This window comes from Cyclobacteriaceae bacterium (genome assembly GCA_013141055.1).
Taxonomy (GTDB): Bacteria; Bacteroidota; Bacteroidia; order Cytophagales; family Cyclobacteriaceae; genus ELB16-189.
Window position 1 is genome coordinate 2493836 of record JABFRS010000001.1, and the last position, 26277, is coordinate 2520112.

The window sequence follows — 26277 nt, forward strand, 5'->3', positions numbered from 1 at the left end:
AAACGAAGGGTTTCTTACTTATTATCCATCAGCCCACGACCGCTTTTCTTGATTTTTCCTGAATCTTTAAGGTCTTTTGAAATAACATCCAGGATACCATTAATGAACTGCCTGCTTTTTGGAGTGCTGTATTGTTTAGCCAGCTCGATGTATTCGTTGATCGTCACCTTTACGGGAATATTCGGAAAATCGGTTAACTCCGCTAAAGCCATTTCAAGTATCACACGATCAGTGAGTGGTAGACGATCCACTTCCCAGTTCTTTGTATTGTTTGCGATCAGTTCTTTATAACTTTTATCAAGTTTTGTGCTTGCTACGAAAAGTTTCTCGATGAATATCTTGTCTTCTTCCCAATCCAGCGACAGTTTTTGTATTTCGACCACACCTGATTTTTCCTCAAGAGATTTCAGAGTCTTGTCGACCATACTTTTCACAATCTCATGATCTTCTGCCCATCGTAAATCCTCTTCTTCAAAGTGTGCATTGATAGCTGTGTCTCCCAGAATAATTTTACGAACCAAATGCTTGACAAAAGCTTTATGATCACTTAACTCAACAGTAGCAAGATTGGCATACTGAAGGAACTCCTTATCCGGTTTAACACAATCGCGGAACCATCCACGGACAAGATCCATTTTCTGATCCCAACCACTTCCATTTTTTAGAGATTCCTTTTTCAGATCGGAATTGTCTTTCAATGCTGAGACTAATGGGTTCGAAGAGAAGTTTTTGGTTGGAATTTTTTTATCATGAGATGCAATAGAAGCCAGAGCTGGCACCAGATTCAGTACCGAAAGATAAAAGACGTTGATCTTCTCAACCTCCAGTACAATATTCTTACGAAAGAAATCGAAGTCTTTCTTTACTAATTTTTGATTGAGAGTAAAAGCTTCATCAATGGCCTGATTGATCCTTGGATCAGAACTTTCCTTTACTGGCTTTTGCTGGAATTTATTTTCGAATTGCTTAAGTGCTACCGTACGCTGTCCTTTTAAGAGGACTTTATCCTGGACTTTCATGGAGTTGAGGTCCGGCTGAAAAAACGCATCAATATGCTCGAGGGCAATTTGATAATCAGCTTCTTTGCACTGCTCGTAAGCAAACAGGCTCTGCATGATTTTGATTCGAAGGGTGCGTCGGTTAAGCATGGCAAGGAACGGTAAAAAAGAACGTCGCAAGTTACATTTTGTAGAGGATAATTGGTTGATTTGAACTAAAATTTGGCGCTCTCGTTTTAATTCCCCTGGGCCTATTCGGTCATTCATGAAAGAACTTTCTCAGCTCAATAAATACCTGATTCGATATAAATGGCACCTTATCTGGGGACTGGTGTTTGTCATCATTTCAAACGTTTTTCAGATTGTACCTGCCATTATGGTGCGTCAATCCATAGACCTTGTAATGGGAAATATTCAGATTTACCGGTCATTTGGTGATTCTGCAGCTCAGGATAAATTCTTTACGGTATTTGCTCAAGGCATTCTGGTTTATGCGGTCCTGATTTTGGCCATGGCTCTTCTGCGGGGCTTGTTTTTATATTTTGTTCGTCAAACGCTTATTGTTATGAGTCGTCTCGTAGAGTTTGATCTTAAGAACGATATTTTTGAACATTATCAGACTCTTCCTTTAAGTTTCTACAGGCGCAATAACACCGGAGATCTTATGAACAGGATATCTGAGGATGTTGGACGAGTGCGCATGTATCTCGGACCGAGCATTATGTATGGATTGCAGTTGTTTACACTTTTTTTCATGCTCATTCCTGTAATGTTTATGATCAGCGTGAAGCTGACTTGGTTTGCGTTGATTCCTCTTCCATTACTATCCTTCAGCATATATTATGTGAATAACATTATTGAAAAGAGGTCGGAAGAAATTCAAAAAAGCCAGTCAAGATTAAGCACATTCGTACAGGAAGCTTTTTCGGGAATCAGAGTTTTAAAATCTTTTACCCGTGAGAAAGAGTCAACCGCAAAGTTTGCAATTGAAAATGAAGAGTATAAAAGACAATCTCTTCGTTTAACAAGAGTTCAATCTCTTTTTTTTCCATTAATGTTAGGCCTGATTGGTTTAAGCACAATTCTTACCGTGTATGAAGGCAGCATTGAAGTAATCAATGGATCTCTGACATTTGGCAACATTGCAGAGTTTATCATCTATGTCAACCTATTAACATGGCCCGTTGCTTCTCTTGGGTGGACCAGCAGTCTTGTTCAACGAGCAGAAGCATCGCAGAAACGTATTAATGAGTTTTTAAATACGAAAACGGACATTGTGTCTGCCAAAAACATCCATCATCCTATCAATGGTGAAATAAAATTCAACAACATATCTTTTGTTTATCCGGATACTGGCGTCAGAGCGATTAAGAATCTCACATTCTCATTGAAGCCTGGAGAGTCTCTTGCAATAATAGGAGGTACGGGTTCCGGAAAGAGCACAATATCCAATCTTGTTTCGCGACTATACGATGTTACAGATGGAGAAATTACCATTGACAATATTCCCATCAAAGATTTTGACATAACCAACCTGAGAAGTCAGATTGGTTATGTACCTCAGGATGTGTTTTTATTCAGTGACACCATCTTTAACAATATTGCTTTCGGTCTCAAATCTCCAGACGAAAGCAAGGTAGAGCAAGCTGCCAAGGATGCTGATGTATACCATAACATTATGGACTTCCCACTTGGCTTTAATACAAGAGTTGGAGAAAGAGGAATAACCCTGTCAGGTGGTCAAAAACAGCGAGTTTCAATCGCCAGGGCCATTGTCAGGGAGCCCAAGATATTAATGCTTGACGATGCTCTTTCAGCAGTTGATACAAAAACTGAAAATACAATCCTTAACAGTATGAAGAACATCATGCAGGGAAGGACCACAATTATTATTTCACACCGTGTCTCCTCTGCTAAACTTGCAAATAAAATTATTGTGTTGAGCGATGGGGAACTGGTGGAAGAAGGCACTCATGAGTCTCTGCTTGGACACAATGGTGTTTATAAGGAATTGTATGAGAAGCAAATGATGACGGAAGAGACTGAAAATTAACTATTGGGTTGATAGCTTCACGTACGTCAGCCGATATGTAATAACGGTGCCACCATCATTCTCCACTCTTACTCCTTCCAGAATATCAGAGATTTTTTCAGTAGTGAAATTAAAAGAAGTTGACTTGCCTTTGCCTTCCATGTGTTTGTAAACCAGAATGCTTCCTCCTTCTGTTGTATTGAATTCGCCAATGATAGAATAGCTGGTGAGATTTTCCTTGTCAAGAGATACCTCGATGTATTCTCTTCCGGTTCCTTCAGGGTCGCGAATGATTGCAACTTTTGCATAATTATCTTTCTGATCCGTAGTTTTTACTTTATCAGCAGATCCCAGAAAGCCTTTTCCTTTTTTAGTTACTGAACCCGATACAGAATAGATTCCCTCAATGGAATTGAGTTTATCTTTTTTCATGTATCGCCTCATCAATCCCTTAAAATCCAGTTGTTCGTAGGGAGATGATTGATTCACCTTCCTCATATTTTGCAATCGTTCGATTGAACAACTCTGCATCAGGAGAACTAAACAAATGATTGCTGTGACTTTAGATAACATGAGGAAAAGATGACGTTATCAGAAAACATATCGTAAACCAACGCCGCCCTGAAATCGAGTATATCCAGGATCAATCAAGGCATCGGTAAACATTTCTATCTCAATGAAAGCAGAGATGGGTAATGAAAAATAGGAATATTCAAAACCAACAACGGCAACGGGTCCATAGGTGAAGCGATTCTCAGTGAACTTTCCGAATCTTCCATCATCTGTATTGAATGCTCGGTCATTGAAGTTGTAATCGTATTGAATACTGGTGTTTCTCCACTGCCAGCCGACACCCGCATAAAGCTGAAGTCCCTTAGAAATTTTTTCAGCATCCCACTGATACAAAAATTTGGTTTCAACAAACCAATCACTGAGAGCCTTGTGAGTCAGGTAAGCAATACTCTGATCTTTTTTCAATGTATCCGGGAGATAGCCATTAAATGCTTCACGATAATAGCGGTTGTAGAGTCCACTGGCGGCCTTGCCTACATCGGCTGCAAATGAAAAATGCTTGGTGGCGTAGAACTTATAAGTAATTGCAAATGGATCACCGAGTTTAAAGCCGATCCCCTGGTATGGATAGCGACTTTCTTCAAAGATTGGGCAAATAATACGCGCCTTGTTGCCGTGAATTTTGTGCACGGTGAAGGTTGAGCTTCTGGGACTTTTTCTGGATTGAGCATAGCAGCTTGCAGCTCCAAAGAGCAACAAAACCATAATCCAGCCGAATTTTGAGCAACGCATTAGAGCAAATATAATGGTTTTGCAATAAGCAAGGGTTTTGACGCCAAAAGGGCAGCCAAACGTCAGACGACTTCTTTATACTGCATTTTGTGAAGCTGAGAATAGAAGCCTGCCTGCTCCAAAAGCTCCTCATGCCGTCCGGATTCCTTGATTTCGCCCTTTTCAAGAACAATGATTTTGTCTGCCTTCTGGATAGTGGAAAGCCTGTGGGCAATGACGATGGAGGTGCGATGACTCATCATTTTGCCGATGGCATCCTGTATCATTTCTTCTGTTTCGGAATCTACAGAAGAAGTCGCTTCGTCGAGAATGAGAATTTTGGGATCATAGACCATGGCCCGGATAAAAGACAGAAGTTGTCGCTGACCCACTGATAATGTTGAACCACGCTCCATGACATTGTAATCAAGTTTGCCAGGCAATCTGTCGATGAACTTCCTCGCCCCAACAAGGTCTGCCGCATGAAGAATCATTTCGTCCGTTACTTCTGTGTTTCCCAGAGTGATATTGTTTCGGATCGTATCGGAGAATAGAAAAACGTCCTGAAGAACCACACCGATATTTTTTCTCAATGAATTGAGATCATAATTCTTGATATCGACACCATCAATTTTTATAGATCCTCTTTCAATATCATAGAATCTGTTCAAAAGATTGATAATAGAAGATTTGCCTGCACCGGTTGCTCCAACCATAGCAACGGTTTCTCCCGGTTTGATATCAAGATTGATGTCTTTCAAAACATATTGTGATTCGGTATAGGCAAACCACACATGATCAAATGAAACTTCTCCTTTCATTACCTCCGGATGGTGCTCACCATTCTTCATAAGGTGTTCCTCACTATCAAGAAGATTAATAATTCGTGAAGAGCTCACAATTCCCATTTGAAGAGTATTGTACCGGTCGGCAATCATCCTTATTGGCCGGAAGAACATTTGTATATACATGATGAACGCAGTCAGTGTTCCAATGGTGATTCCCGTTTCTTCAACATTTAAAACACTTTTTGATCCATACCACATCACCAATCCAATGCCCATGGCGGCAATGATCTCAGCAACAGGAAAGTAAACTGAATAATAAAGCACAGACTTCAGGTTAGAATCAAAGTGCTCCTTATTGATCTCTTTGAATTTTTCAAATTCTCTTTTCTCACTTCCAAAGATCTGCACGATGTTCATACCAGTGATGTGCTCCTGAACGAAAGAATTCAGATTAGACACAGCATTACGAACATCGTTGAATGCAACTTTAATTTTTTCTTTAAAGATATAGGTGGCCAGAAACATCAATGGAATACAGGACAGACTTACAAGAGACAGTCTCCAATCCGTCCAGAACATGAAAGCAAGAATGAAAATGATCTGAAGGAGATCGGCCATCATCGCCGCCAAACCTTCACTGAAAACATCGGCAAGAGTTTCTACATCTGAAATGGTGCGGGTAACCAATCGCCCGATGGGAGTCTTATCAAAAAAACTGATGCGAAGACTGATGATGTACTCATAAAGTTTTATTCTGATATCCCGAATTATATATTGACCGATCCTTCCTGAAATGTAGGTGTGGATATATTGAAGGATCGATTGAAATACAAGGAGGCCGATGAGAAGTGCAGTAAAATAGATTACCATTTGGTAATTACCTTCTGAGACATAGTCATCCAGAATAAGTTGTGTTAGATAAACCCGATAAGGAGAAAGGAATCCAAGAAAAAAAGTAAGGACAATGACAAAGTAGAATCTCCCCTTGTATGGTTTGATAAACTGAAAAATACGTTTCAGTACTGTGAAGTCTATAATATTACCACTACTGACCTTTTCTTTTTCCATGCTTGCCTTCCTGCCCTCGAAAACGACTAACTATTTAATAAAAATCGATTTAGGATACTTTACACTCATCAAAAATAGCCCTTCTGGTGGGGCATTCATTCCTGCTTTTTTGCGGTCTTTGCTTTTCAGGATCTTTTTAAAATCCTCCAGGTTTAGTTTTCCTGTGCCGACATCAAGCAATGTGCCCACCACAGCACGAACCATTCCTCTCAAAAACCTATTGGCAGTGATGGTAAAAACGAGCAAATCATCCTTTTGATTCCATTCTGCCAGTTTTACATTGCAAATAAAGTGGTTCACGTCAGTTTTTACTTTGCTGAAACATTCAAAATCATGTTCCCCGGTCAGTAACGCAGCAGCTTGTTGCAGGGTTGGGATGTCGATAGATTTAAAATAATAAAAGGCGAGTCCTTCACGAAGAGGATCTTTTACTCGCGTAATGTGATACTCATAAGTTCTTTCAAAAGCATCGTACCGGGCACTGGCTTCAGGTTTTACCTTTTGTACCGAACGTATCGCGATGTCTTTGGGCAAAAAAGAATTCAACCGGATAATCATTTTATCAACGTCAAATACTTTTTCAATGTCAGCATGAAAAAATTGTTGTTTACAATGAACACCTGTGTCGGTGCGACCACTTCCGACAATAGAAATCTCATCACGAAAAAGCTGACTCATTACCTCTTCAACTCGCTGCTGAACTCCTATAGCATTCAGTTGAGATTGCCATCCGTGATAGTTTGTGCCATTGTATGAGATTTCAAAGAAGAAGCGCATAAGAATCAGAAATCAAAATGGTAAACTCGAAGTGAAGAGATAATTATGTTCTCTCAAATTTTGCGCTGATGGCTAACTTGTGTATTCCGGATTTTCATAAACCACTGCAGCTCCTTGTCCAACACCAATACACATTGTTGCCAGACCGTATTTCACTTTACGTTTCCGCATTTCATGTATAAGAGTCGCACTAATCCGAACGCCACTGCAACCGAGAGGATGACCAATTGCGATAGCTCCGCCATTAACATTAACGATATCAGGATTTAATCCAAGGTCGTGAATCGAAGCAAGAGATTGAGACGCGAATGCTTCGTTCAATTCTACCAAACCAAGATCAGCAACTTTAAGACCGGCTCGTTGTAGTGCTTTTCGAGAAGCAGGGACAGGACCAATCCCCATGTATGCAGGATCTACTCCGGCGACTGCCATCGAAACCACTTTTGCCAATGGCTTTAAGTTATATTTTTTAACAGCTTCTTCACTTGCAATCAGGGATGCGGCTGCGCCATCATTAATGCCAGATGAATTGCCAGCCGTTACAGTTCCGTTTTCAATGAATGCGGGCTTAAGTGTCGCAAGCTTTTCAAGAGATGTAGTTCTGGGATATTCATCCCGATCAAAAACAACACTGTCTTTATTTTTTTTGAAGGAGACGGAGATAAGTTCTTCCTTAAATTTATTGGAAGCTTGAGCGGTAAAATATTTTTCCTGAGAATGAAGAGCAAACTGATCTTGCTGTCCGCGAGTGATGTTCCATTTTTTTGCGACGTTCTCAGCTGTTTCACCCATGCTATAGGGATGATACATTTTCGAAAGAGCAGTGTTCACAAATCGCCAACCCAATGTTGTATCAAAAATTTCTGCTTTGCGCGAATATGCCTCTTCTGATTTAGGCATTACAAAGGGAGCACGACTCATGCTTTCAACACCACCTGCTATAAAGAGTTCTCCATTTCCGGTCATGATACCGCGCGATGCCTCCATGATCGCTTGTAAACCCGAAGCACAAAGACGATTGACGGTTACGCCCGCTACGGATACAGGGAGTCCGGCAAGCAGCAAAGCCATTCGGGCGACATTTCGATTATCTTCTCCTGCCTGATTTGCTGCTCCAAAAACCACATCTTCAATTTGATTGAAATCAATAGAAGGATTTCTCTTCATTAACTCAATAATTGTGAACGCTGCGAGGTCATCAGGTCTCACAGAAGCGAGTGATCCGCCATACTTCCCAATGGGAGTTCTAAGAATATCAACAATGTAAGCCGTTTTCATAATGGAGTGCGAACAAAGGCAAAAATTCCTACTTTTGGCCTTTCGATAAAACGACTCAAGTTAGCTCAACCTATTTATGTGGCAAAGAAAGCAAACAATATTCCTGACGGTGACAGTGCTTTGTCTGGTATTATCTATTTTTTTTCCTATTTGGTCGAGTACAGAAGAGGGAGTGGACAAAATGCTTTTCCCGCTTCATTACACCATTAAAACCGGAGATGTCCGCAATACAGTATACTTTCCTTACGCAATTGTCTCTATACTTTTAATCGCCGCTGCAACACTGGCAATCTATGAAATAGGAAAATTTGAAAACCGTTTGCTTCAACTAAAACTTGCTGCTTTGAATTCGTTGCTGATGGCAGGAGCAATCGGATTTTCAGTTTATTTCATGATCGATCTTATTAAAGTAAATCAAATAGGAGGAGAGAGAGGATGGGGCTTTTGGCTTCCGGCAGCAGCAATGATCAATAATATGGTTGCCAATCGGTTTATCCGGCAAGATGAAAAGCTAGTCAGAGATTCAGACCGGTTGCGATAACCTCAGCACAGAAGTTCAAACAGAAAACAAATACTAAATGGCTCAAACTAAGCTTGGTGGAAGTACAGTTAATACCAATGGAACACTCCCGGTTGCAGGAAGTGCAGCTCCTGATTTTTCATTGACAGGTGTTGACCTCAAAGAGGTAAGTCTTAAAAACTATGAAGGCAAGAACATTGTAATGAATATCTTCCCAAGTATTGATACAAATGTTTGTGCTGCTTCTGTTCGTGAATTTAATAAGGCTGTTGCTGCTATTGATAACACAATCGTATTAAGCATTTCGAAAGATCTTCCTTTTGCTATGAAACGTTTTTGCGGTGTTGAAGGAATAAATAAAATCGCAATGCTTTCAGATTTTAAAGCAAAAGGATTTTCAGAATCGTATGGTGTCGAAATGACCGATGGAAGATTAAATGGCCTCTTTGCCAGGGCTGTTGTTGTGATTGCGCCTGACGGCAAAATAAAATACTCTGAGCTGGTTTCCTCTATTGACGACGAGCCAGACTATGAAGCAGCACTGGCCGTGCTCTAAGACGCTGCCATTTTTCCAACGGCTTCAATTAATCTGTCAAGATCTTTGGTAGTTGTATACACATGTGGTGTGACACGGACTGCACTTACATTTTCCCATACAATTGTAGTAGTGTGAATCTGATATTCACTGAATAGTTTTGAACCTACTTCTCCCGGCGTCATTCCATCAATGCTGAAAGTTCCAAGGGCGCACGAATATTCTGGCTTAAGAGAGATGTGAACTTTTACTCTTGGGTTTTTCAAAACGGCGTTGCACCAATAGGTCTTGAGATAGTGTAGTCTCTCTTGTTTTCTTTTGGCACCAATGGCAAGATGAAAATCAATAGCCTGTCCGATGGCTTGCTCAGGTGCAAAGGAACGTGTTCCCAATGCTTCAAACTTTCTGATATCTGTTCCTTGGGGCTTATCATTTGGAAATAATGGCCAGGTCTTTTCAATAAGATTTTTTTTCATGTACATCATACCTGTTCCGAAAGGAGCACAAAGCCATTTGTGCAAGCTGGTGCCGAAGTAATCACAATTGAGATCTGAAATTTTATAATCCAGATGAGCAAATGAATGAGCTGCATCAACAATGGTAGTGATTCCCCTTTTTCGTGCCTCTGCACAAAGTTTTGCGGCAGGGAGAATTTGTCCCGTCCATGTGATAAGATGAGTGATGTGCCAGATTTTTGTTTTGGGAGTGGTCGCATTGATGTATGCTTTAATAACCACATCATCATTGTCAACCGGAAGGGACAGATTAATCCAACTGATCTTTACTCCTTCACGAAGTTCGCGTTGTTTCCAGGCATGGATCATGTTGGGATAATCCTGCTTTGTCATTACAATCTCATCCCCACGTTTCAAATCGATTCCCCATGTGAAGGTTCCAAGAGCTTCAGTAGTATTTCTGTTAATAGCAATTTCTTCACCCGGCACGCCGGCAAGATCAGCCAGTTTTCTTCGGAGGGGCTCACGTCCTTTGTCAAGGATTTGCCACATATAATAAGTTGGAGCTTCATTGCTAAGGTGGTAATACCGATCCACGGCATCCTGAACCACTTTGGGCTGGGGACTTACTCCTCCATTGTTAAGATTTAATATGTTGGTAGTGACGGTGTAAGCCTGAGCCATTCTTGTCCACAGTTCTTCATCATCTGCCGCAGCTTCTGGCGAAAGTTCATTAAGAGAAAACAATGCATCGGAAATATCTTCTGCGGCTGCCTGTTGCGCAAAGGATGTTAATGAAACAGCACCAGCAATACCCATGGTTTTGCGAAAGAACGATCTGCGGGAGTTCATAATGAGAAATTAAAATGAACAATGAAGATAGCGAATTGAAGTGAGATTTTTCTGACGGAAAGTCCATCAGAAAATTTAATCCTCCATGTCTTTTAATTCTATTTCCAGAGCACGTGTGCTGATGTAGATCTCATTTAACGAAAGTGCGAGAGAGACAAGTAGAAACAATAAGCTCAAAGCAAAAATTGCATATGCCCCTGTTTCATGTTCGAGATAGATGAAAAGCATTGAAAGTACACAAAAGAAAAAACTGAGAATCCCTGTTGCCTGCATTTGTTTTATGAGGGTGAGCCTTCTGTGGAGATTGACGATCTGCGCCTTTACAAGATGCTTATCTTCAGTGAGAAGCTTATACTCAGCATGAAGTTTTCGGATGAGAGATGCCAAAGCCAGAAAACGATTTGTATAGGCAAGCATCAATAACGTAATGGCTGGAAAGAGAAGAGCGGGGGTATTGATGGAGATTTGCATATCAATTTACATTTTCCAGTTTTCTGATAGCAGGAGCTTTCCATGCAGTAAGACCCACTACCAATAAAGTCATAACTCCTCCAAAGATAACCGATGGTACAACCTTCATAACTCGCGCGGCAATACCTGATTCGAAAGCACCAATTTCATTTGAAGATCCGATAAAGATATTATTAACTGCAGAGACACGACCCTTCATGTTTTCGGGAGTTAGGGTTTGTAATAATGTTCCTCTTACAATAACACTAACGCAATCAAAAGCACCACTAATGGCTAACACTCCCATCGATATCCAAAAATTAGTGGAGACAGCAAATAAGATCATGCATACTCCAAAGCCACCCACTGCGAAGAGTAAGATTTTCCCCATACTCTTTTTAATAGGATAATGCGTTAGGTAAACCGCTGTCAACACAGCTCCAATGCCAGGTGCTGACCGAAGAAATCCTAATCCCACCTTTCCAACGCCAAGAATCTGATCGGCAAAAATGGGAAGCAATGCAATGGCGCCACCAAACAGAACGGCAAACAGATCCAGTGATATGGCGTTAAAAATGATCTTGTTTTGAAAGACAAATTTTAATCCTGCTTTGATTTTATCAGCAATACCCTGCTCTTCTGTCATGGGTGGTAAGGGCTTGTTAGGCACCATCATCGCCATCGATAATCCAATCAGCATCAAGGCAACATCCATTGAATAGGCAGCACTGATTCCAAAAAAGCCGTAGATCAATCCTCCAATCGGTGGGCCACCGATAGATGCCATTTCCCATAAAGTACTGTTCCAGGAAATTGCATTTTGATACAATTCGCGTGGAACCAACTGAGGCATAAAAGAAAATAGTGCAGGTGTAATAAAACCTCTTGCAATACCACTTACGAAAATGACCGCATAGATGGGCCATATGCCATAATTCAAAATGAAGCCACCCAGATCAGAAGTGAAACTCAATAGAGCTAAGGAGCAGAGGAATAATGTTGCCAATGTGACAACGATGATTTGTTTGCGCTGAATAATATCTGCAAGATGTCCCGCGTACAATGAAACAACGATTGACGGAATGGCTTCTGCAAGTCCGATCAATCCAAGTGATAAAGGATCTTTGGTGATTTCATATACCTGCCATCCGACAACGACTGCCTGGATGTTAATCGCAAGCGTTACACAAAAACGTGCGCTGATGAATAAACGAAAGTCGCGGATATGAAGTGCGGCGTAAGGACTGCTCATTAACTTGGAACTAAAATTCTTTCAATAGCGTCGGTTGCTTTCTTTCTCCTTTCTTCACGACTACCCGAAATCTCTACTGTTGGTATTTTTGATTCAACTGCTTCCTTTTTATAAATGTTCCAGAAATATTCCCGCTTATCAGGATGTTCTCTTTGTGGATCTTCTTCCCAGGGAATGTCAATGTTGGTAAGCAAAAGCAGATCATAATGACGGGATTGCATTGCTTTAAGAATCTCCGGATCACATATGCCGAATTTTTCTTCACTCCAGACCTTTATGATGATAAGATTCGTATCACAGATGAGAACACCTTTGGCTGTCTGCATCCACTCATCCTCAACGCGTAACTGACCGTGAGCAATTTTTGTTAGATCTGATTGATCGTAAGGACGATTAAGTTTGTTGAGATAGGCACGTGCGTATTCAGGTACCCATTCTGTCTTAAACCTGCCGGCGAGATATTGAGAAAGGTCAGTTTTGCCGGTGCACTCAGGGCCAATAATTGCCACTTTTTTAACGAGATCAGAAGTAGGGTGAGTCGCCAGCATTGATGCAAGATACCAGAATTAGCGTCAATTTGACCGGTTTTTGACTGTGACGTTGAATGGCCATTTTATTAAGACGTCAGGTCTCCTTATCTTTCAGGTCAATTAATTAATTGAATTAAGTGAAGCGCAGGAAAGCATTAAAGCAGATTGGTTGGGGTCTTTCGGGAAGTATTTTGCTGCCTTCTTTATTGGACGCTTGTGCCAGCAATGATCCAGGGCCGGAAATTAACTACAGCGGAACGGTAGGCGTTATTGGAAGCGGCGCAGCGGGCTTATACGCAGCAGACGTTCTCCGATCAAAAGGAGTTAAGGTGATTATTTTTGAAGCTCAGGATCAGTTGGGTGGAAGGGTTTGCTCACTTCGCAATCAATCCATTTTACAGCACCCGTATATACCACAACTAAGTTCAGTCTTTCCATTGGAGCTGGGGGCCCAGACAATTGTTGGTTCAAATTCTATTTTGGGAAAAATTTTCAAGGACTACAATTTAACGTCCATTGAGCTTGCTCCCTCCGATAACACTTTTGTTTTAGGCAATCAGGCCAAGACTGAGGGTGATTGGGGAAATGATGTTGATTTCATAAAAGCTAAAAATTTTAAGTCCGATGTTCCTAATAAAGTAGGAAGTGGTCTGACAGTGAATGATGCTGCAGTAAGTTTTGGTGTTGCTCCAAGAGGACTTGGAATGGTAAATGGACAGATCAGTAACGCACATGGAGCAAGCAGTACATCCATTGGTATTGGTGTCCTTGCTGAAGACGAAAGACTTTTAGCCACCAGTGGCAATGATCTTAAGGTACTTCAACTTCGTTCAAATCCTTTACAGGACATTCTGATTTCACGTTTTAGTACTGTTCAGGATCTTGTAAAACTTAGCACCCCGATCTCATCGGTGAATTATGGAGGTGAGAAAATAACCTTAACAGCAAAAGACAATTCAACTTTTGAAGTCGATAAACTTATCGTTACTGTACCCATCAGTATTTTAAAAAGTGGTGGTATCTCTTTCGCCCCGGGATTGCCAGGTGATTTTACAGGAGCGCTCGCCAAGTTTTCAATGGGAGCTTCCATTCGTGTTATTCTTGAATTCAAAAAGAATTTCTGGGGGCCAGCAACTGGATTTGTCTGGGGATCAACGGAAGTGCCTGAATATTTCAGCGCGGGAGTTGGAAGCGAATTTAATCAGACTCTTTCCATCACAGTGCACGGTGACAAGGCTGCGCAATACTCAGCGATGAGCAATGATGCTATTGTGAATGCCATTATTGCTGATCTTGATTTAATCTACGCCGGACAAGGAACTCAGTTTATCCGCAAGGATGTGAATACTGAGAAAAACATTTACATTATTGAAGACTAGACAAAGCGTGAGTACATCAAAGGAGGATTTTCTTATCCTTTAGCAGGTGCCACAAATGAAGACCGCAAAACACTTTGCAAACCAATTTCTGATAAATTATTCTTTGCTGGCGAAGCGACGGATGTCACTGGTCAGGCAGGTATGATCAATGGAGCTTTGGCTTCCGCCGAACGCGTAGTGGAAGATGTGGTAAAGTCCATCACAGGTGTAGTTTGATTTTACCTACAACTCTAGTCCTCTTTTTTTAAGCTCTGTTTTAAGAGTGTCTGCTCCTTTGAAGTGGATGGCGTCTATGCCAATGGCCTTTGCGGCTTCAATATTTTTCAGATTATCATCGATGAAGATCGATCGCTCAGGAGAAATGGAATACCGATTTAGGAGAATGTGATAAAATTCAGGGAATGGTTTGCGCGTTTTTTCGACACCACTTACTACAATTCCCTCAAACCAATGAAGAAACTCAAAGTTTTCCAGTGCCCAGGGGAAAGTTTCAGCCGACCAGTTTGTTAGAGCGTATAGACGATGACTCTTACTTTCTTTAATGGATTTTAAAATTGCCACTGTATCATGAATAGGCCCTCCAATGGTTTCCTTCCACCGATCATACCATGCACGAATAGCATGTTCGTATTGAGGAAATTGTAAGACAAGCTCTTCAGTAGCTTCCTGAAATGTGCGTCCCGCATCCTGCTTTTCGTTCCACTCATGTGTACAAACATTGTTTAAAAACCAGGTGACTTCTTCTTCACCTTTCAGAATCTTATTATAGAGATAACGAGGATCCCAATCGATCAGAACGTTTCCGAGATCAAATATGATGGTATCTGCCTTTTGCATGAATTATGTCTTGAGAATTTATTTTTTTAGTTTGATAAACTGAACACATTTGCCGCCATGAGCTTCGAATTCTTTTTCAAATTGCATTCCAATTTTTTCAAGGACGTGGATTGAATTACGGTTTTCTTTCATTGCCTTGCCAACTATTTTCTTTAATCCTGACTGATTGAATCCGAAATCAAGACAAGCGCTGGCGGCTTCTGTTGCGAATCCATTGCCCCAATAGTTTCTTGAGAGACGAAAGCCGATATCAGTTTCTTTATTTTCTCTATTGAAGTTCAAGCCACACCATCCCAGATACTCAGCCGGATCTTTTGATAGAATGGTCCATCGTCCATAACCATACTTTTTGTATTGATCGTACTCCCGGATGAGATTAGAGGCTTCGTTGATTGTTTTGAAAGCTTCATCACCAGTGAAGCGAATGACTTCAGGATCGGAATTCAAATCAAACATGAACTTCGCATCTGACGGAAGAAATTCTCTCAGCACCAGGCGTTGGGTAGTAATGATGACTTTAGGTTCACTCATTGTTTCCGAATGCCCATTTCAGGAATTCAGGCATTGCTTGTGACCAGGTTTCCTGATTATGCTTGCCGTTCTTGATCTCAAGATATTGAATGTCATGAAAGGGACGATATCCTTTTCGCGTAAGCTCTGTGATAAGGTCCATCGTATCATCAATAGAATCGATGACGCCATTTTTGTTTCTGTCACTGTTCTCATCCTGCGTCCCGGTTTGAAACCAGAATTTCATTCCAGGTTTGAATTTTCCTCTTCTTACTTGCAGATGCATCAGCCGGTCGCGGTAATCTGAATAAAAAATGCTGCGTGTGTCACGCTTTCTCCACCAGAATGATCCGCTGAAAATTCCAGCCTTGCTGAAAACTTCCGGGTTATTCCATACGATGTCAATTGCGGATAAGCCGCCCAATGAATATCCCGCCATTGCGTGGGCAGAAAGAGAGGGGTCGATAGGGTATTTATATGTGAGGTAGGGGATGAGCTCTGTAATTATGTAATCTGAATAGGCTTTTGCCATTTTTCCGCGACCAAAATAATCTGATCTGAATGCTACGCCATATTCCTGCATCCGATCCGCAGCCATGACTCCAACCACAATGATTTCCGGAATAATCTTTTCGGCAACCAGCTTCTCCACTGTCGCCTTTACTTTGACTGCATCGCTATCCTGACCGTCATTGAGGATCAACAAAGGATACAATTTGCTTTTATCAAGCACCAAAGGAGTCATAATCTCCACCTCGACATTGCGCTGAAGCAATTTCGTGTAGATATCGCTAAGCTTTTCAGAACGGTAGGCAAGCGCTGGTTCAGCAATAGCAGATGGATCTTCAGCTTTATTTAGGTCTTCCGGCATTTATGCTTGCAAAAATAGAACAACGGTGGTTAACTTACCTGACTGATTTTATTAATTATCAGGGTATTTCAAATCAAATCTTATGTACGAACATTATCATCGTTGGTATTCCCCAAGTCTGAGTCGCGATATTGAAGTGCTTGCGTTTGGGACGCGTGGTTATCCAATCATGTTGTTCCCCACTTCCATGGGACATTTTACAGAGAACAAGGATTTTAAACTGATTGATAGTGTTGCATGGTTTGTTGAAGAAGGACTTGTGAAAATTTATTGCCCTGATGGAATCGACTCTTCGAGTTGGTACAATAAAAATATTCATCCTGCGCAGCGAGTCATTAATCACATGTGGTATGATAATTTTTTACTGACAGAGCTTGTTCCACTCATGCAGCGCGAAACCGGAGTAGGTCGCGTGGCAACCGCGGGCTGCAGTTTTGGTGGATATCATGCTACCAATTTTGCATTCAGACATCCTGAAGTTGTAAAGTATGTTTTTAATATGGGTGCAGCTTTTGATATCAAGGATCAGCTGGATGGATATTATGATGATAATGTGTACTTCAACAATCCTCCCGACTTCATTCCCAACGCACATAATGATTTCTTCCACGATATGTTTGTCGTATTAGGTACTGGTACACACGATATGTGCTGGAGCGCGAATGAGAAAATGGCAGAAGTGTTTCGTAATAAAGGCATTCATCACTGGCTTGATGTCAGACACAATGCTCCTCACGACTGGCCGGCGTGGAGAGAAATGTTCCCTCACTATTTATCAATGATCCGCTAAGAAATCATTTTTTAAACCTGAGCCACGTGAAAGGAATTTTTATTAAACTTTTTTCACTTACCCTATTTGTAGCTTCTTCCAATTTCCTGCTGGCATCGGTCAACATCCAAACATCGGTTGACATCGGAGGTATTAAACAATGGATCAGTATCAAGGGAGCTAACGATAGCGATCCGGTTTTACTTTTTTTGCATGGAGGTCCGGGTAACTCGGTCATGAGTTATGCAGATAAGTTTACAAATGACTTACAAAAACACTTTATCGTAGTACAATGGGATCAGCGTGAAGCGGGAACCACGGCAAAATTGAATGCCTCCAATCAACCTTTGACAGTAGCTTTAATGGAGGAAGATGCTCGGGAGCTTGTCGATTATCTGAGATTAAAATTCAGTCGCGATAAAATTTTTCTAATGGGTCACTCGTGGGGCGGATTTCTGGGTCTTAAACTAGCAGCGGATCATCCCGATCTGTTTGAGGCTTACTTTGCTGTGAGCCCCATGGTATATCAGGACGAAAGCGAACAACGCTCCCTTGCATGGATGAAAGAAAAGGGCAAGGGGAATACTCAGGAATTAAAAGAGCTTGCCATGGTTAGGATCCCTTTTCAATCTGTGGGTGATCTTTATTATCACCGTAAGTGGTTGGCTGTGGGAATGGGATCGAAAGCACCTTTCAAAGCTTTTGTGGAAAGCTGGGATAAGAAATGGTTGGGATTATTTCTGGAAGCTTCAAAAGTTAACTTTTTTGAGGTCGCACCTGAAATCAAATGCCCTATATACTTCTTTGTGGGAAAGCGAGATTATCAGACACATTCAGGATTGACAGAAGAATATTATAAAATGCTGAAAGCAGGAAAAAAGGACTTATTTTGGTTTACTAATTCAGCACATAATCTTAACCTAACCGAATCACGAAAATTCCAACAGATCGTTATTTCACTGAAGTCAAAAAATTAAAACCATCATGAAGAAAATCGGAATATTACACGGCATGGAACGCTCCTTTCCTCAGGCATTTGTTGAGCGCATTAACAGTCTTAAGATAAAAGGCATTTCGGCTGAGCCCGTTATGATCGACAAAGTTCAACAGGCAGATCCATCAGGATATTCCGTGATTCTGGATCGGATTTCTCAGGACGTTCCTTTTTACAGAGCCTATCTTAAGAATGCTGCAATCTCCGGAACGGCCGTTATGAACAATCCTTTCTGGTGGAGCGCTGATGAAAAGTTTTTTAATAACGCGTTAGCTGTAAAGATCGGAGTACCGGTTCCAAAGACAGTTATCCTCCCTTCACATGAGAAACCTACTGATACCCAGGATGGTTCTTTCAGCAATTTAAAATTTCCTTTGGGTTGGGATGCAATCTTTGAACATATTGGATGGCCAGCATACATGAAGCCACACTCTGGTGGAGGCTGGAAAAGTGTTTACAAGCTTAGAGGTCCTGAAGAATTTTTTGAAGCTTACCGCGAGACAGCACAATTGGTAATGATGCTTCAGGAAGAAATTATTTTTGATGATTATTTCAGATGTTATTGCCTTGGCAGAAAACATGTTCGCATTATGCAATATGAGCCACGCAACCCGCATCACTTAAGATATGTTGTCGAGAAGGGGCCAGCTTCTGAAAAATTGTTAAAGAAAGTTCATGACTATGTAATGGATCTTAACAATGCATTAGGATATGATTTCAATACAGTTGAAATGGCAGTCCGTGATGGAGTTCCTTATGCAATTGACTTCTGCAATCCTGCACCCGATGCGGATGTTGCTTCAGTGGGTCAGGAAAATTTTGAATGGGTAGTAGAACATGCCGCGAAGATGGCTGTTGAGCGCGCACAAGCTCAGAAGGACGGACAGGATAACCTCACCTGGGGAACTTTTGTATCCGATGGTGTTGCAAACTTTTTGAAATCAGGTAAATCAAAACCGGCTGAGCCAAAAGAGGAAAAACCAGCAGCAAAAAAGTCAACAAAGAAATAATGTTTGCCAGAAGCATGGCGCGAATATGGAAAAATTCACTTTAGGCGTTGAAGAAGAGTATATGGTCATTGATCCCGTTACGCGGGAATTGAAGTCACATGAACATAAAATTGTAGACATCGCTGCGCAGATGCTGGGTGACAGTGTAAAAGCTGAAATGCATCAGGCTGTTGTAGAAGTCGGAACAGGCATCTGTAAGGATGTATTTCAGGCTCAAAGCGAGATAAAGATGCTTCGGAAAACGGTTGCCGAGATTGCCGGAAGTATCGGATTAAAGATCGGAGCATCCGGAACACATCCCTTCTCACACTGGAGCACGCAACTCATAACGCCTAATCCCCGCTACGACGAAATTGTAAACGAAATGCAGGAAGCGGCCAGATCTAATCTCATTTTTGGACTGCATGTTCACGTAGGGATAGCTGATAAGAACATGGCTATCCACATCATGAATACGGTGAGGTACTTTCTTCCTCACATTTATTCTCTTTCTACCAATTCTCCTTTTTGGGAAGGTAGAAATACTGGATTCAAATCTTTCCGGACAAAAGTATTTGATAAGTTTCCACGCACAGGCCTGCCCGACTATTTTAATGACTGGGATGATTTTAAAAACTATGTTAATCTTCTTATTCGCACCAAGTGTATAGATAATGCAAAGAAGATCTGGTGGGATGTTCGTGTTCACCCATTCTTTGACACAATCGAGTATCGCATATGCGATGTTCCAATGCATGTCGAGGAAACCATTGCGATTACAGCTGTGCTTCAGGCATTAACAGTAAAGTTGTATAAACTGCGACTGCAGAACATGAGTTTCATTGTCTACAACAGAGCTCTTATCAGTGAAAACAAATGGCGTGCATCCCGCTACGGAATTGACGGCAAGCTCATTGACTTTGGAAAGCAGGCAGAAGTTGATACCCGTCTTTTGATCCTTGAGCTCCTCGATTTTATTGATGATGTTGTGGATGATCTTGGAAGTCGCCCGGCAATCAATTATGTGCATAAGATCTTGCAGCAAGGAACAGGAGCTGATCGCCAGTTGCAGGTATTTGAAAAGACCCATAGTCTTGAAAAAGTAGTTGACTACATCACGGACCAGACACTGGCCGGAGTTTAGATTTTATAATTGCGAATATGAGTTCAATTAAAATTGCCATTCTGGATTTATATGAAGGAGAGACGAATGAAGGCATGCGTTGCATTCTTCAGTTGGTAGAGCAGTTTAAACACGACTTTGGTCTCAATCTGACGTATGATGTAATCGATGTCCGCTTAAAAAAAGAAATCGCTGACCTTAGCTACGACGCATATATTTCTTCCGGTGGTCCGGGAAGCCCATTGGAAAGTGAAGGCTCAGATTGGGAAAGAAATTTTTTTGGATTGATGGATGGAATCCGCAAGCATAATTCTCAAAACCCATTTGACAGAAAGTCCATATTTCTGATTTGTCATTCGCTCCAGATCTATTGCCGCTATTACAACTACGCCCAGGTGAAGAAAAGAAAAGGAGCGGCGTTTGGTGTGATGATGATCAATAAAACCAAGTCGGGACGGACAGAGCCTTTATTGAAAAACCTTCCAGATCCTTTCTACGGTGTAGATTCAAGAACGTATCAGATTGTACAGCCCCGTGAAGAAAAAATTATTTCTGGAGGAGGGCAGATTGTTTGTATAGAGAAAGACAGACCGCATGTGGAATTGGAAAGAGCTGTAATGGCAATTCGTTTTGATGAAGCTATTTTCGGAGCTCAATTTCATCCTGAGGCTGACTCTGATGGTATGTATAAATATCTGATCACAGAAGAAAAGAAGAGAGATGTGATTGAAAAGCACGGTGAGAAGAAATACTATCAGATGCTTCAGTATCTCAATGAGCCAGATAAAATCAAATTGACATATAAAACAATCGTTCCTTCTTTTTTAAGAATGGCTCTTAAGAAAAAAATGAACGCAGTCCTATTATGATTCCAGAAGTTCGGGCAGCTTACAACAAAAGTTTTTCTGAAAGCAAGTATGCTGCTTTTCTTGCCGAACTTGATGCACTTTATAATTACAAGATCACATTCAGGGTTGCGGAGACTCCATTATTCGTCGGACACGATTTCAAAAAAAAACTTATCCAGGCATCAGATGATATTATTGATTTTCTGGTCAGAAAGGATGTAAAGGAACTAACGGCACCAGCGCTTCCTCCTGAACTTAATGTTCCAAACGAAACAGATCATACTCTTTTCCTCGCGCTTGATTTTGCCGTGGTAAAGTATGGTAATGAACTTGAGCCCAGATTGATTGAGATGCAGGGATTTCCTTCCCTCTATGGATGGCAGGATTTGATTTCACAGAAATACCGTGAACATTTCGATATTCCTGATCGCTTGCAAAGCCATTTTGGTTTCTCATCAGAGGAGTATCGCGAAAAGATCAGAAAAGTTTTATTGAATGGTCATGATTCCGAAAATGTCATTCTCCTTGAGATTGATCCTTTAAAGCAGAACACAGCGATTGATTTTCTTGTTACAAAAGATTTCACCGGCATCGAACCTGTACATATAGGTGATGTTATTCGCGAGGGTAGAAAATTATTCTACATAAAGGATGGTAGAAGAATTGCCATTAAAAGAATCTATAACCGTGTGATTTTTGATGAGTTGGTAAAACGTCCAGATCTTCAGCTATCATTTAAAATGACAGACGATGTTGATGTGGAGTGGGCAGGTCATCCTAATTGGTTTTACCGGATCAGTAAGTACACAATGCCGCTGATCAAGAGCAAGTATATTCCGGAGTGTAAATTTTTATCCGATTATAAGGAGTTTCCAAAAGATCTTGAGAATTACGTTTTAAAGCCACTTTTTTCATTCTCAGGAAGCGGAGTGATCTTTCATGTTACAGCCGATGATCTTAAAACGATACCTGAAAATCAGAGACATGAGTTTATGTTGCAGCGAAAGGTTGAGTATGAACCTGTTTTGCAAGCTCCTGATGGAATGGTTAAGATCGAGATTCGTTTACTATTCATCTGGGAAGATGGACAGCCCCGACCTCAATTGATAACAAACCTCGCGCGCCTCAGTCGCGGAGAGATGATCGGAGTGAAGTACAATAAGGATAAGACATGGGTAGGCGGATCAGTTGCATTTTTTGAAGATTAAATTTTAATAATTGAAGATTTTTCTGACGGACCAACAGTCCCATTTCAAGGTTCTTTTATCTCAGCTCATTGCAAAAAACGTAATGGAATATGAGAAAGGTACTTTGCGTGAAAGTGTTTCAACGATCAGGCTGTCTTCAGCAAAGCGATTAAATGAAGTAGACACAAGTTTCCTTTTTGACTATTCTATTTTTCCGGAAACTATTATGACACATCTCTCGCAATGGAAGGATGAGAATAGGAAAATGAGAGAGGGAGATAACATTTTGCAGCAGGTTTACATTCCTCCAATACCAGGCTTTTCGCAAAAGATAATTTTTGGAGTCAGGATCAATTCAATTATCAATGAGCCTAATCGCATAGGGTTCAGCTACGAAACCCTGGAAGGTCATGTAGAGAAAGGGGAATCAATGTTTACGATGGAAGAGATAAATGGCAAACTCTTTTTCAAAATTCGTACGTTTTCACGGCCAGGGATTTTTTTAGCCAGAATATTGGAGCCAATTTTTTCAAAGCCTTATCAGTCTTACTGCACTCAAAAGGCACTTAATAATGTGAGAGATCAGGTAAGATGATCCTTTACAGTTTTTTAAAGAAGTAAATTTCCGAATCTTCAAATCTTCAAATTACTTTGCGGAATGTCTCTTTTACGTTCCTTGTTTGTACTCACCCGGTTTTGGAACCTGATCATCATAGGCCTGGCTCAGTACTTCACAGCGTACTTTCTTATATCCCCAGATTCTTTATTTGACTTCCGACTTCTGCAACTATCAATTTCTACCGTGTTGATTGCTGCGGCAGGATACATTATCAATGACTATTATGATGTAAAAATTGATCTTATCAACAAGCCTGAGAGAGTTGTGATAGGCAAGTCTATTAAAAGACGTTATGCTATCTTATTTCATACTATCCTCTCAGTAAGTGGGGTTGCCCTTGGATTTCTTCTTGACTGGAAGATTGGTGTATTGAATTTTTTTTGTGCTTTTACTCTTTGGCTCTATTCCAATGCCTTGAAAAGATTGCCATTCATTGGCAATTTTACCGTCGGTCTTCTCACTGGTTTATCCATTTTCATCATCAACCTTCTATACCCTCCATTGCTGACGCTAACAATCATCTACTCCCTCTTTGCTTTTTTCATCACGCTGGTAAGAGAGATCATTAAAGATCTGGAAGATTTGAGGGGAGATGATACGTTTGGATGCAAAACTCTTCCGATTGTATGGGGAATACGCAGGACCAAAGTATTTATTTATTTCCTATTGATACTTTTTTCCCTTTTAGTGCTTGCGCTCAATCAGTGGATTGCCCCCTTGCCACTGCAATTCCTGCTTTGGTCGCTTTTTGTGCCAATGGTAATACTTGCTGGCTGGCTGGTGCGGGCTGATACCCGAAGAGATTTCTATCAACTAAGTCAATTTTGTAAGATCATCATGATCGCCGGCGTATTGAGCATGGCATTTCTTTAATTAGGTTTGCGCCGTGGAAAGTCCAAAGAAATTTAACATTGCAATTTTTGCTTCGGGTAATGGTACCAATGCCGAAGCGATCATAAAATATTTTTTAGGGAACGAGCAGATATCTGTTTGTGCTCTGCTGAGCAATAATCCTTCTGCCAAAGCCTCACAGAGAGCTGAGAATCTCGATGTGCCATCATACATTTTTGATAAGCCTCAGTTTTTAAATGGCAGTATGATTCTCGATGTTTTAAAGAAAGCGCAGGCAACACATATTGTTCTTGCGGGTTTTCTTTGGCTAATACCGGATTATCTGATTAACACTTATCCCATTATTAATATTCATCCTTCCCTCTTGCCAAAATTTGGAGGTAAGGGAATGTATGGAAGTAAGATACATCATGCTGTAAAGGAAGCTGGGGAATTTATAACTGGAATTACAATTCATGAGGTTAATGGTAATTTCGATGAGGGCAAAATTTTATTTCAGGCTTCCATAGCTATAGAAACAAGCGATTCCATTGAACAGATTGGGAACAAAGTCCATGCGCTGGAGTATCAGCATTATCCTGTCGTGATTGAAAACTGGATATTGAAATAATTCTGTTACTTGGCTAACTCAGCCACAACGTCAGAGATGTTACTTATCCCCCAATGCTCTGCATATTTTCCATCCTTTATGCGAATGATATCGATGATGTCGATAACAACCGGTTTTCGCGTGGGAGCAATTCCAAAGAACTCTCCAAGATGAGTTGCATGAATTTTTTTTCTGGTGGTAACGAGATCTCCTTCTGCAACCTGATCGAGAATTTCAACTTTGAGATCGGGGAATCCTGCCCGAAGCATGTGGAACAGAAAATAAATCATACTTTCCGGACCCTGTGGAGTTCCTGGAGGTGCTGAATGATTAATTACTTTTTCTGAAACAAGTTGATTAAAAGAGCTCATGCTTCCCTTTTCAATCACTTCTTTATTGAAACGAATTACAATTTCTTTTTTTTCCTGAATTGAAGTGCTCATGATTGATTTGTTTTTCAACAAAACTACCATCAACCTGATTGTCGGAATTAAGGCATTTGATTCAACAAATGTTCCTGAACGTTCAATTTTTTGCCTGAAACTCTTTGGGTGTTAAACCGAAGCTCTGCTTAAACGAGTGTGTAAAACTTGAATGATTCTCATAACCAACTTTAAAAAAGACCTCACTCGGCTTGGCGTGATGATGCTGTAACAGGTTCGCTGCAAATTCCATTCGTCTTCCAACCAGCCATTTGCTTGGAGTAGTGCCATAAAGTTTTATAAACCTTCTTTTAAATGTCGATAAACTGAGATTGCATAGAAAGGCAAGTTCTTCGATACTGATTGGATTAAGGACGTTTGTTTCCACAACTTTCCTTAGCGTAAGATCATCGTTGCCGTCTTTTTCCGGTATCTGAAAAGAAAGAATAGTTTCCGGATATTTTTCCAAAAGGTGAAGCATGAGCTCTTCAAATTTCAATAATCGCATTTGCAGAGACATTTGCTTCCCGCCTTCAGTAGATAATTGCAGTGAGGTGATCAGATTTAGAACGAAAGAATCTTTCTTGAATGAAATATAAGATTCTTGCACAATTTTGATTCTCTTCCTTATGCGACTGATCTGCTCATTATACTTCACATGAAAATCAGCCAGCACTTTTGTATCAAAGAATATCAGAATGCTGGTGAAAACATCTTGTCCTGAAAGATCGATGGACGCCAGACAATTTCCTGCAGAAAGAAAATGAAACTCATCATCTTTAATTTTAACCACCTTTTGTGAGAAATGCATGGTTTTCTCACCTTTCAATACCAGACTGATTGCATTTTTATTAAGGACGCTTCTTCCATTCATTGATCCAACAGTAGCAGAGTAATGGTGAATCAGGATAGGATCCATCAGCATTTTATTGCCTGGAAAAATATCGTCCGGAAGATTGATGACTTTCATTATTCTATTTCTCTTTTTTCTCTAACCATATGAAATCTGAAGATTTGGGGAAGTCTTCAAATATTTTCTGAACATCTGGTGGCGGAACTGTTAGTTTTCGTTTATCGAGATCTATCCAGGCGCCGTCCAAATTTAAAAGAGCTGATAAGGTTCCATCTTCTTTTAATATCTGGTGCCGGATACTCCATCGTGAAAAATCACGTGTTGCTTTTATCACTTCTAAATCTACAGTAACACGATCTTCAAATTTTATTTCTCTTTTGAATACGGCCTCTTCGCGGAAAGCGATCGGGCCAATCCGAAATTCATCCAATTTTGAATTTGTTAATCCATGATTCGAAAAGCATGCAATTCGTGCCGTTGCTCCATAATCATAGTATACGGAATGACGCAGGTGACGGTTGGGATCAATATCAGACCAGCGTACCTGGATGGGAATTGAAAAGTTTAGCATAACACAATTTCATCCGAAAGTTAAGATTTTATAATGTATCCCGGA

The 26277-nt window shown here is 40.7% G+C and carries 30 protein-coding genes; 14 read left to right on the plus strand and 16 right to left on the minus strand.

The window, feature by feature from the left end; genetic code table 11:
• Positions 1–14: 14 nt before the first annotated feature.
• Complete coding sequence (nusB, locus tag HOP08_11155; GenBank protein NOT75480.1) at positions 15–1115, minus strand: transcription antitermination factor NusB; 1101 nt, start codon at positions 1113–1115, stop codon at positions 15–17.
• Positions 1116–1263: 148 nt separating this feature from the next.
• Between nusB and HOP08_11160 the strand changes: the two genes are divergently transcribed.
• On the plus strand, positions 1264–3051 hold the full coding sequence (locus HOP08_11160) for an ABC transporter ATP-binding protein (protein ID NOT75481.1): 1788 nt from the start codon (positions 1264–1266) through the stop codon (positions 3049–3051).
• Here HOP08_11160 and HOP08_11165 read toward each other — a convergent pair whose 3' ends face one another.
• The 5 genes from HOP08_11165 to HOP08_11185 form a co-directional block, all read right to left on the minus strand.
• Positions 3052–3519, minus strand: a complete 468-nt coding sequence (locus HOP08_11165) for a hypothetical protein (protein NOT75482.1) — start codon at positions 3517–3519, stop codon at positions 3052–3054.
• Positions 3520–3621: 102 nt separating this feature from the next.
• Positions 3622–4308 (minus strand): hypothetical protein, encoded by a 687-nt coding sequence (locus HOP08_11170; protein ID NOT75483.1) that lies wholly within the window; start codon positions 4306–4308, stop codon positions 3622–3624.
• An 89-nt stretch (positions 4309–4397) separates the two neighbouring features.
• Positions 4398–6170, minus strand: coding sequence for an ABC transporter ATP-binding protein (locus HOP08_11175; protein NOT75484.1), 1773 nt, complete (start codon positions 6168–6170; stop codon positions 4398–4400).
• A gap of 30 nt (positions 6171–6200) precedes the next feature.
• Positions 6201–6947 carry a tRNA pseudouridine(38-40) synthase TruA gene (gene truA, locus HOP08_11180; protein NOT75485.1) on the minus strand — a complete coding sequence of 249 codons (747 nt, stop codon included), beginning with the start codon at positions 6945–6947 and terminating at the stop codon, positions 6201–6203.
• Positions 6948–7019: 72 nt separating this feature from the next.
• Positions 7020–8225: an acetyl-CoA C-acyltransferase gene (locus tag HOP08_11185; protein ID NOT75486.1), complete on the minus strand. Its 1206-nt coding sequence runs from the start codon at positions 8223–8225 to the stop codon at positions 7020–7022.
• Positions 8226–8301: 76 nt separating this feature from the next.
• On the opposite strand from HOP08_11185, the gene HOP08_11190 reads away from it, so the two are divergent.
• Both HOP08_11190 and tpx read left to right on the plus strand, forming a co-directional pair.
• Positions 8302–8766 (plus strand): DUF4293 domain-containing protein, encoded by a 465-nt coding sequence (locus HOP08_11190; protein NOT75487.1) that lies wholly within the window; start codon positions 8302–8304, stop codon positions 8764–8766.
• Positions 8767–8803: 37 nt separating this feature from the next.
• On the plus strand, positions 8804–9301 hold the full coding sequence (tpx, locus tag HOP08_11195; protein ID NOT75488.1) for a thiol peroxidase: 498 nt from the start codon (positions 8804–8806) through the stop codon (positions 9299–9301).
• Here the strand turns inward: tpx and HOP08_11200 are convergent.
• From HOP08_11200 to HOP08_11215, 4 genes are all read right to left on the minus strand, one after another.
• Complete coding sequence (locus tag HOP08_11200) at positions 9298–10590, minus strand: aminotransferase class V-fold PLP-dependent enzyme (GenBank protein ID NOT75489.1); 1293 nt, start codon at positions 10588–10590, stop codon at positions 9298–9300. The two genes, tpx and HOP08_11200, sit on opposite strands and share 4 nt — an antisense overlap.
• Before the next feature lie 72 nt (positions 10591–10662).
• Positions 10663–11058, minus strand: coding sequence for a DUF2721 domain-containing protein (locus tag HOP08_11205; protein NOT75490.1), 396 nt, complete (start codon positions 11056–11058; stop codon positions 10663–10665).
• A gap of 1 nt (position 11059) precedes the next feature.
• Positions 11060–12289 carry an MFS transporter gene (locus tag HOP08_11210; protein ID NOT75491.1) on the minus strand — a complete coding sequence of 410 codons (1230 nt, stop codon included), beginning with the start codon at positions 12287–12289 and terminating at the stop codon, positions 11060–11062.
• A complete protein-coding gene (locus HOP08_11215; GenBank protein NOT75492.1) occupies positions 12289–12837 on the minus strand; it encodes an ATP-binding protein in 549 nt (182 codons plus the stop codon). The genes HOP08_11210 and HOP08_11215 overlap by 1 nt, the downstream gene beginning before the upstream one ends.
• A gap of 119 nt (positions 12838–12956) precedes the next feature.
• On the opposite strand from HOP08_11215, the gene HOP08_11220 reads away from it, so the two are divergent.
• Together HOP08_11220 and HOP08_11225 are read left to right on the plus strand one after the other, a co-directional pair.
• On the plus strand, positions 12957–14198 hold the full coding sequence (locus HOP08_11220) for an NAD(P)-binding protein (protein NOT75493.1): 1242 nt from the start codon (positions 12957–12959) through the stop codon (positions 14196–14198).
• A gap of 15 nt (positions 14199–14213) precedes the next feature.
• Entirely contained in the window at positions 14214–14414 is a 201-nt protein-coding gene (locus HOP08_11225; GenBank protein ID NOT75494.1) for a hypothetical protein, read from the plus strand.
• 6 nt (positions 14415–14420) lie between these two features.
• Here HOP08_11225 and HOP08_11230 read toward each other — a convergent pair whose 3' ends face one another.
• The 3 genes from HOP08_11230 to HOP08_11240 are packed head-to-tail and all read right to left on the minus strand — an operon-like array spanning position 14421 to position 16416.
• Complete coding sequence (locus HOP08_11230) at positions 14421–15035, minus strand: HAD family phosphatase (GenBank protein NOT75495.1); 615 nt, start codon at positions 15033–15035, stop codon at positions 14421–14423.
• Between the two features lie 18 nt (positions 15036–15053).
• Positions 15054–15566 carry a GNAT family N-acetyltransferase gene (locus tag HOP08_11235; protein NOT75496.1) on the minus strand — a complete coding sequence of 171 codons (513 nt, stop codon included), beginning with the start codon at positions 15564–15566 and terminating at the stop codon, positions 15054–15056.
• Complete coding sequence (locus HOP08_11240) at positions 15559–16416, minus strand: esterase family protein (protein NOT75497.1); 858 nt, start codon at positions 16414–16416, stop codon at positions 15559–15561. Before HOP08_11240 ends, HOP08_11235 begins: the two co-directional genes overlap by 8 nt.
• Before the next feature lie 82 nt (positions 16417–16498).
• Between HOP08_11240 and HOP08_11245 the strand changes: the two genes are divergently transcribed.
• The 9 genes from HOP08_11245 (at position 16499) to HOP08_11285 (ending at position 24407) form a co-directional block, all read left to right on the plus strand.
• The gene (locus tag HOP08_11245; protein ID NOT75498.1) at positions 16499–17206 is read left to right on the plus strand and encodes an esterase family protein; all 708 of its coding nucleotides are present in this window, start codon (positions 16499–16501) and stop codon (positions 17204–17206) included.
• Positions 17207–17232: 26 nt separating this feature from the next.
• A complete protein-coding gene (locus HOP08_11250) occupies positions 17233–18162 on the plus strand; it encodes an alpha/beta hydrolase (GenBank protein NOT75499.1) in 930 nt (309 codons plus the stop codon).
• Positions 18163–18169: 7 nt separating this feature from the next.
• Positions 18170–19189 (plus strand): hypothetical protein, encoded by a 1020-nt coding sequence (locus tag HOP08_11255; GenBank protein ID NOT75500.1) that lies wholly within the window; start codon positions 18170–18172, stop codon positions 19187–19189.
• A 25-nt stretch (positions 19190–19214) separates the two neighbouring features.
• Positions 19215–20312 (plus strand): carboxylate-amine ligase, encoded by a 1098-nt coding sequence (locus HOP08_11260; protein ID NOT75501.1) that lies wholly within the window; start codon positions 19215–19217, stop codon positions 20310–20312.
• Between the two features lie 17 nt (positions 20313–20329).
• Positions 20330–21160, plus strand: a complete 831-nt coding sequence (locus tag HOP08_11265; protein ID NOT75502.1) for a GMP synthase — start codon at positions 20330–20332, stop codon at positions 21158–21160.
• On the plus strand, positions 21157–22347 hold the full coding sequence (locus HOP08_11270) for a hypothetical protein (GenBank protein NOT75503.1): 1191 nt from the start codon (positions 21157–21159) through the stop codon (positions 22345–22347). Before HOP08_11265 ends, HOP08_11270 begins: the two co-directional genes overlap by 4 nt.
• 82 nt (positions 22348–22429) lie before the next feature.
• Positions 22430–22921 (plus strand): DUF1990 family protein, encoded by a 492-nt coding sequence (locus HOP08_11275; protein ID NOT75504.1) that lies wholly within the window; start codon positions 22430–22432, stop codon positions 22919–22921.
• Between the two features lie 63 nt (positions 22922–22984).
• The gene (locus HOP08_11280; GenBank protein NOT75505.1) at positions 22985–23818 is read left to right on the plus strand and encodes a geranylgeranylglycerol-phosphate geranylgeranyltransferase; all 834 of its coding nucleotides are present in this window, start codon (positions 22985–22987) and stop codon (positions 23816–23818) included.
• 13 nt (positions 23819–23831) lie between these two features.
• Positions 23832–24407, plus strand: coding sequence for a phosphoribosylglycinamide formyltransferase (locus HOP08_11285; GenBank protein ID NOT75506.1), 576 nt, complete (start codon positions 23832–23834; stop codon positions 24405–24407).
• Between the two features lie 5 nt (positions 24408–24412).
• Here HOP08_11285 and HOP08_11290 read toward each other — a convergent pair whose 3' ends face one another.
• From HOP08_11290 to HOP08_11300, 3 genes are all read right to left on the minus strand, one after another.
• Positions 24413–24829 (minus strand): ester cyclase, encoded by a 417-nt coding sequence (locus HOP08_11290; protein NOT75507.1) that lies wholly within the window; start codon positions 24827–24829, stop codon positions 24413–24415.
• Positions 24830–24911: 82 nt separating this feature from the next.
• The gene (locus HOP08_11295) at positions 24912–25778 is read right to left on the minus strand and encodes a helix-turn-helix transcriptional regulator (protein NOT75508.1); all 867 of its coding nucleotides are present in this window, start codon (positions 25776–25778) and stop codon (positions 24912–24914) included.
• 4 nt (positions 25779–25782) lie between these two features.
• Positions 25783–26232 (minus strand): thioesterase family protein, encoded by a 450-nt coding sequence (locus HOP08_11300; GenBank protein ID NOT75509.1) that lies wholly within the window; start codon positions 26230–26232, stop codon positions 25783–25785.
• Positions 26233–26277 lie beyond the last annotated feature (45 nt).

Bases quoted from the DNA above. Each gene is read 5' to 3' on its own strand.
- HOP08_11160 (NOT75481.1), top strand. From the start codon at position 1,264: ATGAAAGAACTTTCTCAGCTCAATAAATACCTGATTCGATATAAATGG.
- nusB (NOT75480.1), bottom strand. From the start codon at position 1,115: ATGCAGAGCCTGTTTGCTTACGAGCAGTGCAAAGAAGCTGATTATCAA.
- HOP08_11295 (NOT75508.1), bottom strand. From the start codon at position 25,778: ATGAAAGTCATCAATCTTCCGGACGATATTTTTCCAGGCAATAAAATG.
- HOP08_11210 (NOT75491.1), bottom strand. From the start codon at position 12,289: ATGAGCAGTCCTTACGCCGCACTTCATATCCGCGACTTTCGTTTATTC.
- HOP08_11275 (NOT75504.1), top strand. From the start codon at position 22,430: ATGGAATATGAGAAAGGTACTTTGCGTGAAAGTGTTTCAACGATCAGG.
- HOP08_11240 (NOT75497.1), bottom strand. From the start codon at position 16,416: ATGCCGGAAGACCTAAATAAAGCTGAAGATCCATCTGCTATTGCTGAA.
- HOP08_11230 (NOT75495.1), bottom strand. From the start codon at position 15,035: ATGCAAAAGGCAGATACCATCATATTTGATCTCGGAAACGTTCTGATC.
- HOP08_11215 (NOT75492.1), bottom strand. From the start codon at position 12,837: ATGCTGGCGACTCACCCTACTTCTGATCTCGTTAAAAAAGTGGCAATT.
- HOP08_11270 (NOT75503.1), top strand. From the start codon at position 21,157: ATGATTCCAGAAGTTCGGGCAGCTTACAACAAAAGTTTTTCTGAAAGC.
- HOP08_11255 (NOT75500.1), top strand. From the start codon at position 18,170: ATGAAGAAAATCGGAATATTACACGGCATGGAACGCTCCTTTCCTCAG.
- HOP08_11290 (NOT75507.1), bottom strand. From the start codon at position 24,829: ATGAGCACTTCAATTCAGGAAAAAAAAGAAATTGTAATTCGTTTCAAT.
- HOP08_11235 (NOT75496.1), bottom strand. From the start codon at position 15,566: ATGAGTGAACCTAAAGTCATCATTACTACCCAACGCCTGGTGCTGAGA.
- HOP08_11260 (NOT75501.1), top strand. From the start codon at position 19,215: ATGGAAAAATTCACTTTAGGCGTTGAAGAAGAGTATATGGTCATTGAT.
- HOP08_11185 (NOT75486.1), bottom strand. From the start codon at position 8,225: ATGAAAACGGCTTACATTGTTGATATTCTTAGAACTCCCATTGGGAAG.
- HOP08_11205 (NOT75490.1), bottom strand. From the start codon at position 11,058: ATGCAAATCTCCATCAATACCCCCGCTCTTCTCTTTCCAGCCATTACG.
- HOP08_11245 (NOT75498.1), top strand. From the start codon at position 16,499: ATGTACGAACATTATCATCGTTGGTATTCCCCAAGTCTGAGTCGCGAT.
- HOP08_11300 (NOT75509.1), bottom strand. From the start codon at position 26,232: ATGCTAAACTTTTCAATTCCCATCCAGGTACGCTGGTCTGATATTGAT.
- truA (NOT75485.1), bottom strand. From the start codon at position 6,947: ATGCGCTTCTTCTTTGAAATCTCATACAATGGCACAAACTATCACGGA.
- HOP08_11280 (NOT75505.1), top strand. From the start codon at position 22,985: ATGTCTCTTTTACGTTCCTTGTTTGTACTCACCCGGTTTTGGAACCTG.
- HOP08_11175 (NOT75484.1), bottom strand. From the start codon at position 6,170: ATGGAAAAAGAAAAGGTCAGTAGTGGTAATATTATAGACTTCACAGTA.
- HOP08_11170 (NOT75483.1), bottom strand. From the start codon at position 4,308: ATGGTTTTGTTGCTCTTTGGAGCTGCAAGCTGCTATGCTCAATCCAGA.
- HOP08_11190 (NOT75487.1), top strand. From the start codon at position 8,302: ATGTGGCAAAGAAAGCAAACAATATTCCTGACGGTGACAGTGCTTTGT.
- HOP08_11265 (NOT75502.1), top strand. From the start codon at position 20,330: ATGAGTTCAATTAAAATTGCCATTCTGGATTTATATGAAGGAGAGACG.
- tpx (NOT75488.1), top strand. From the start codon at position 8,804: ATGGCTCAAACTAAGCTTGGTGGAAGTACAGTTAATACCAATGGAACA.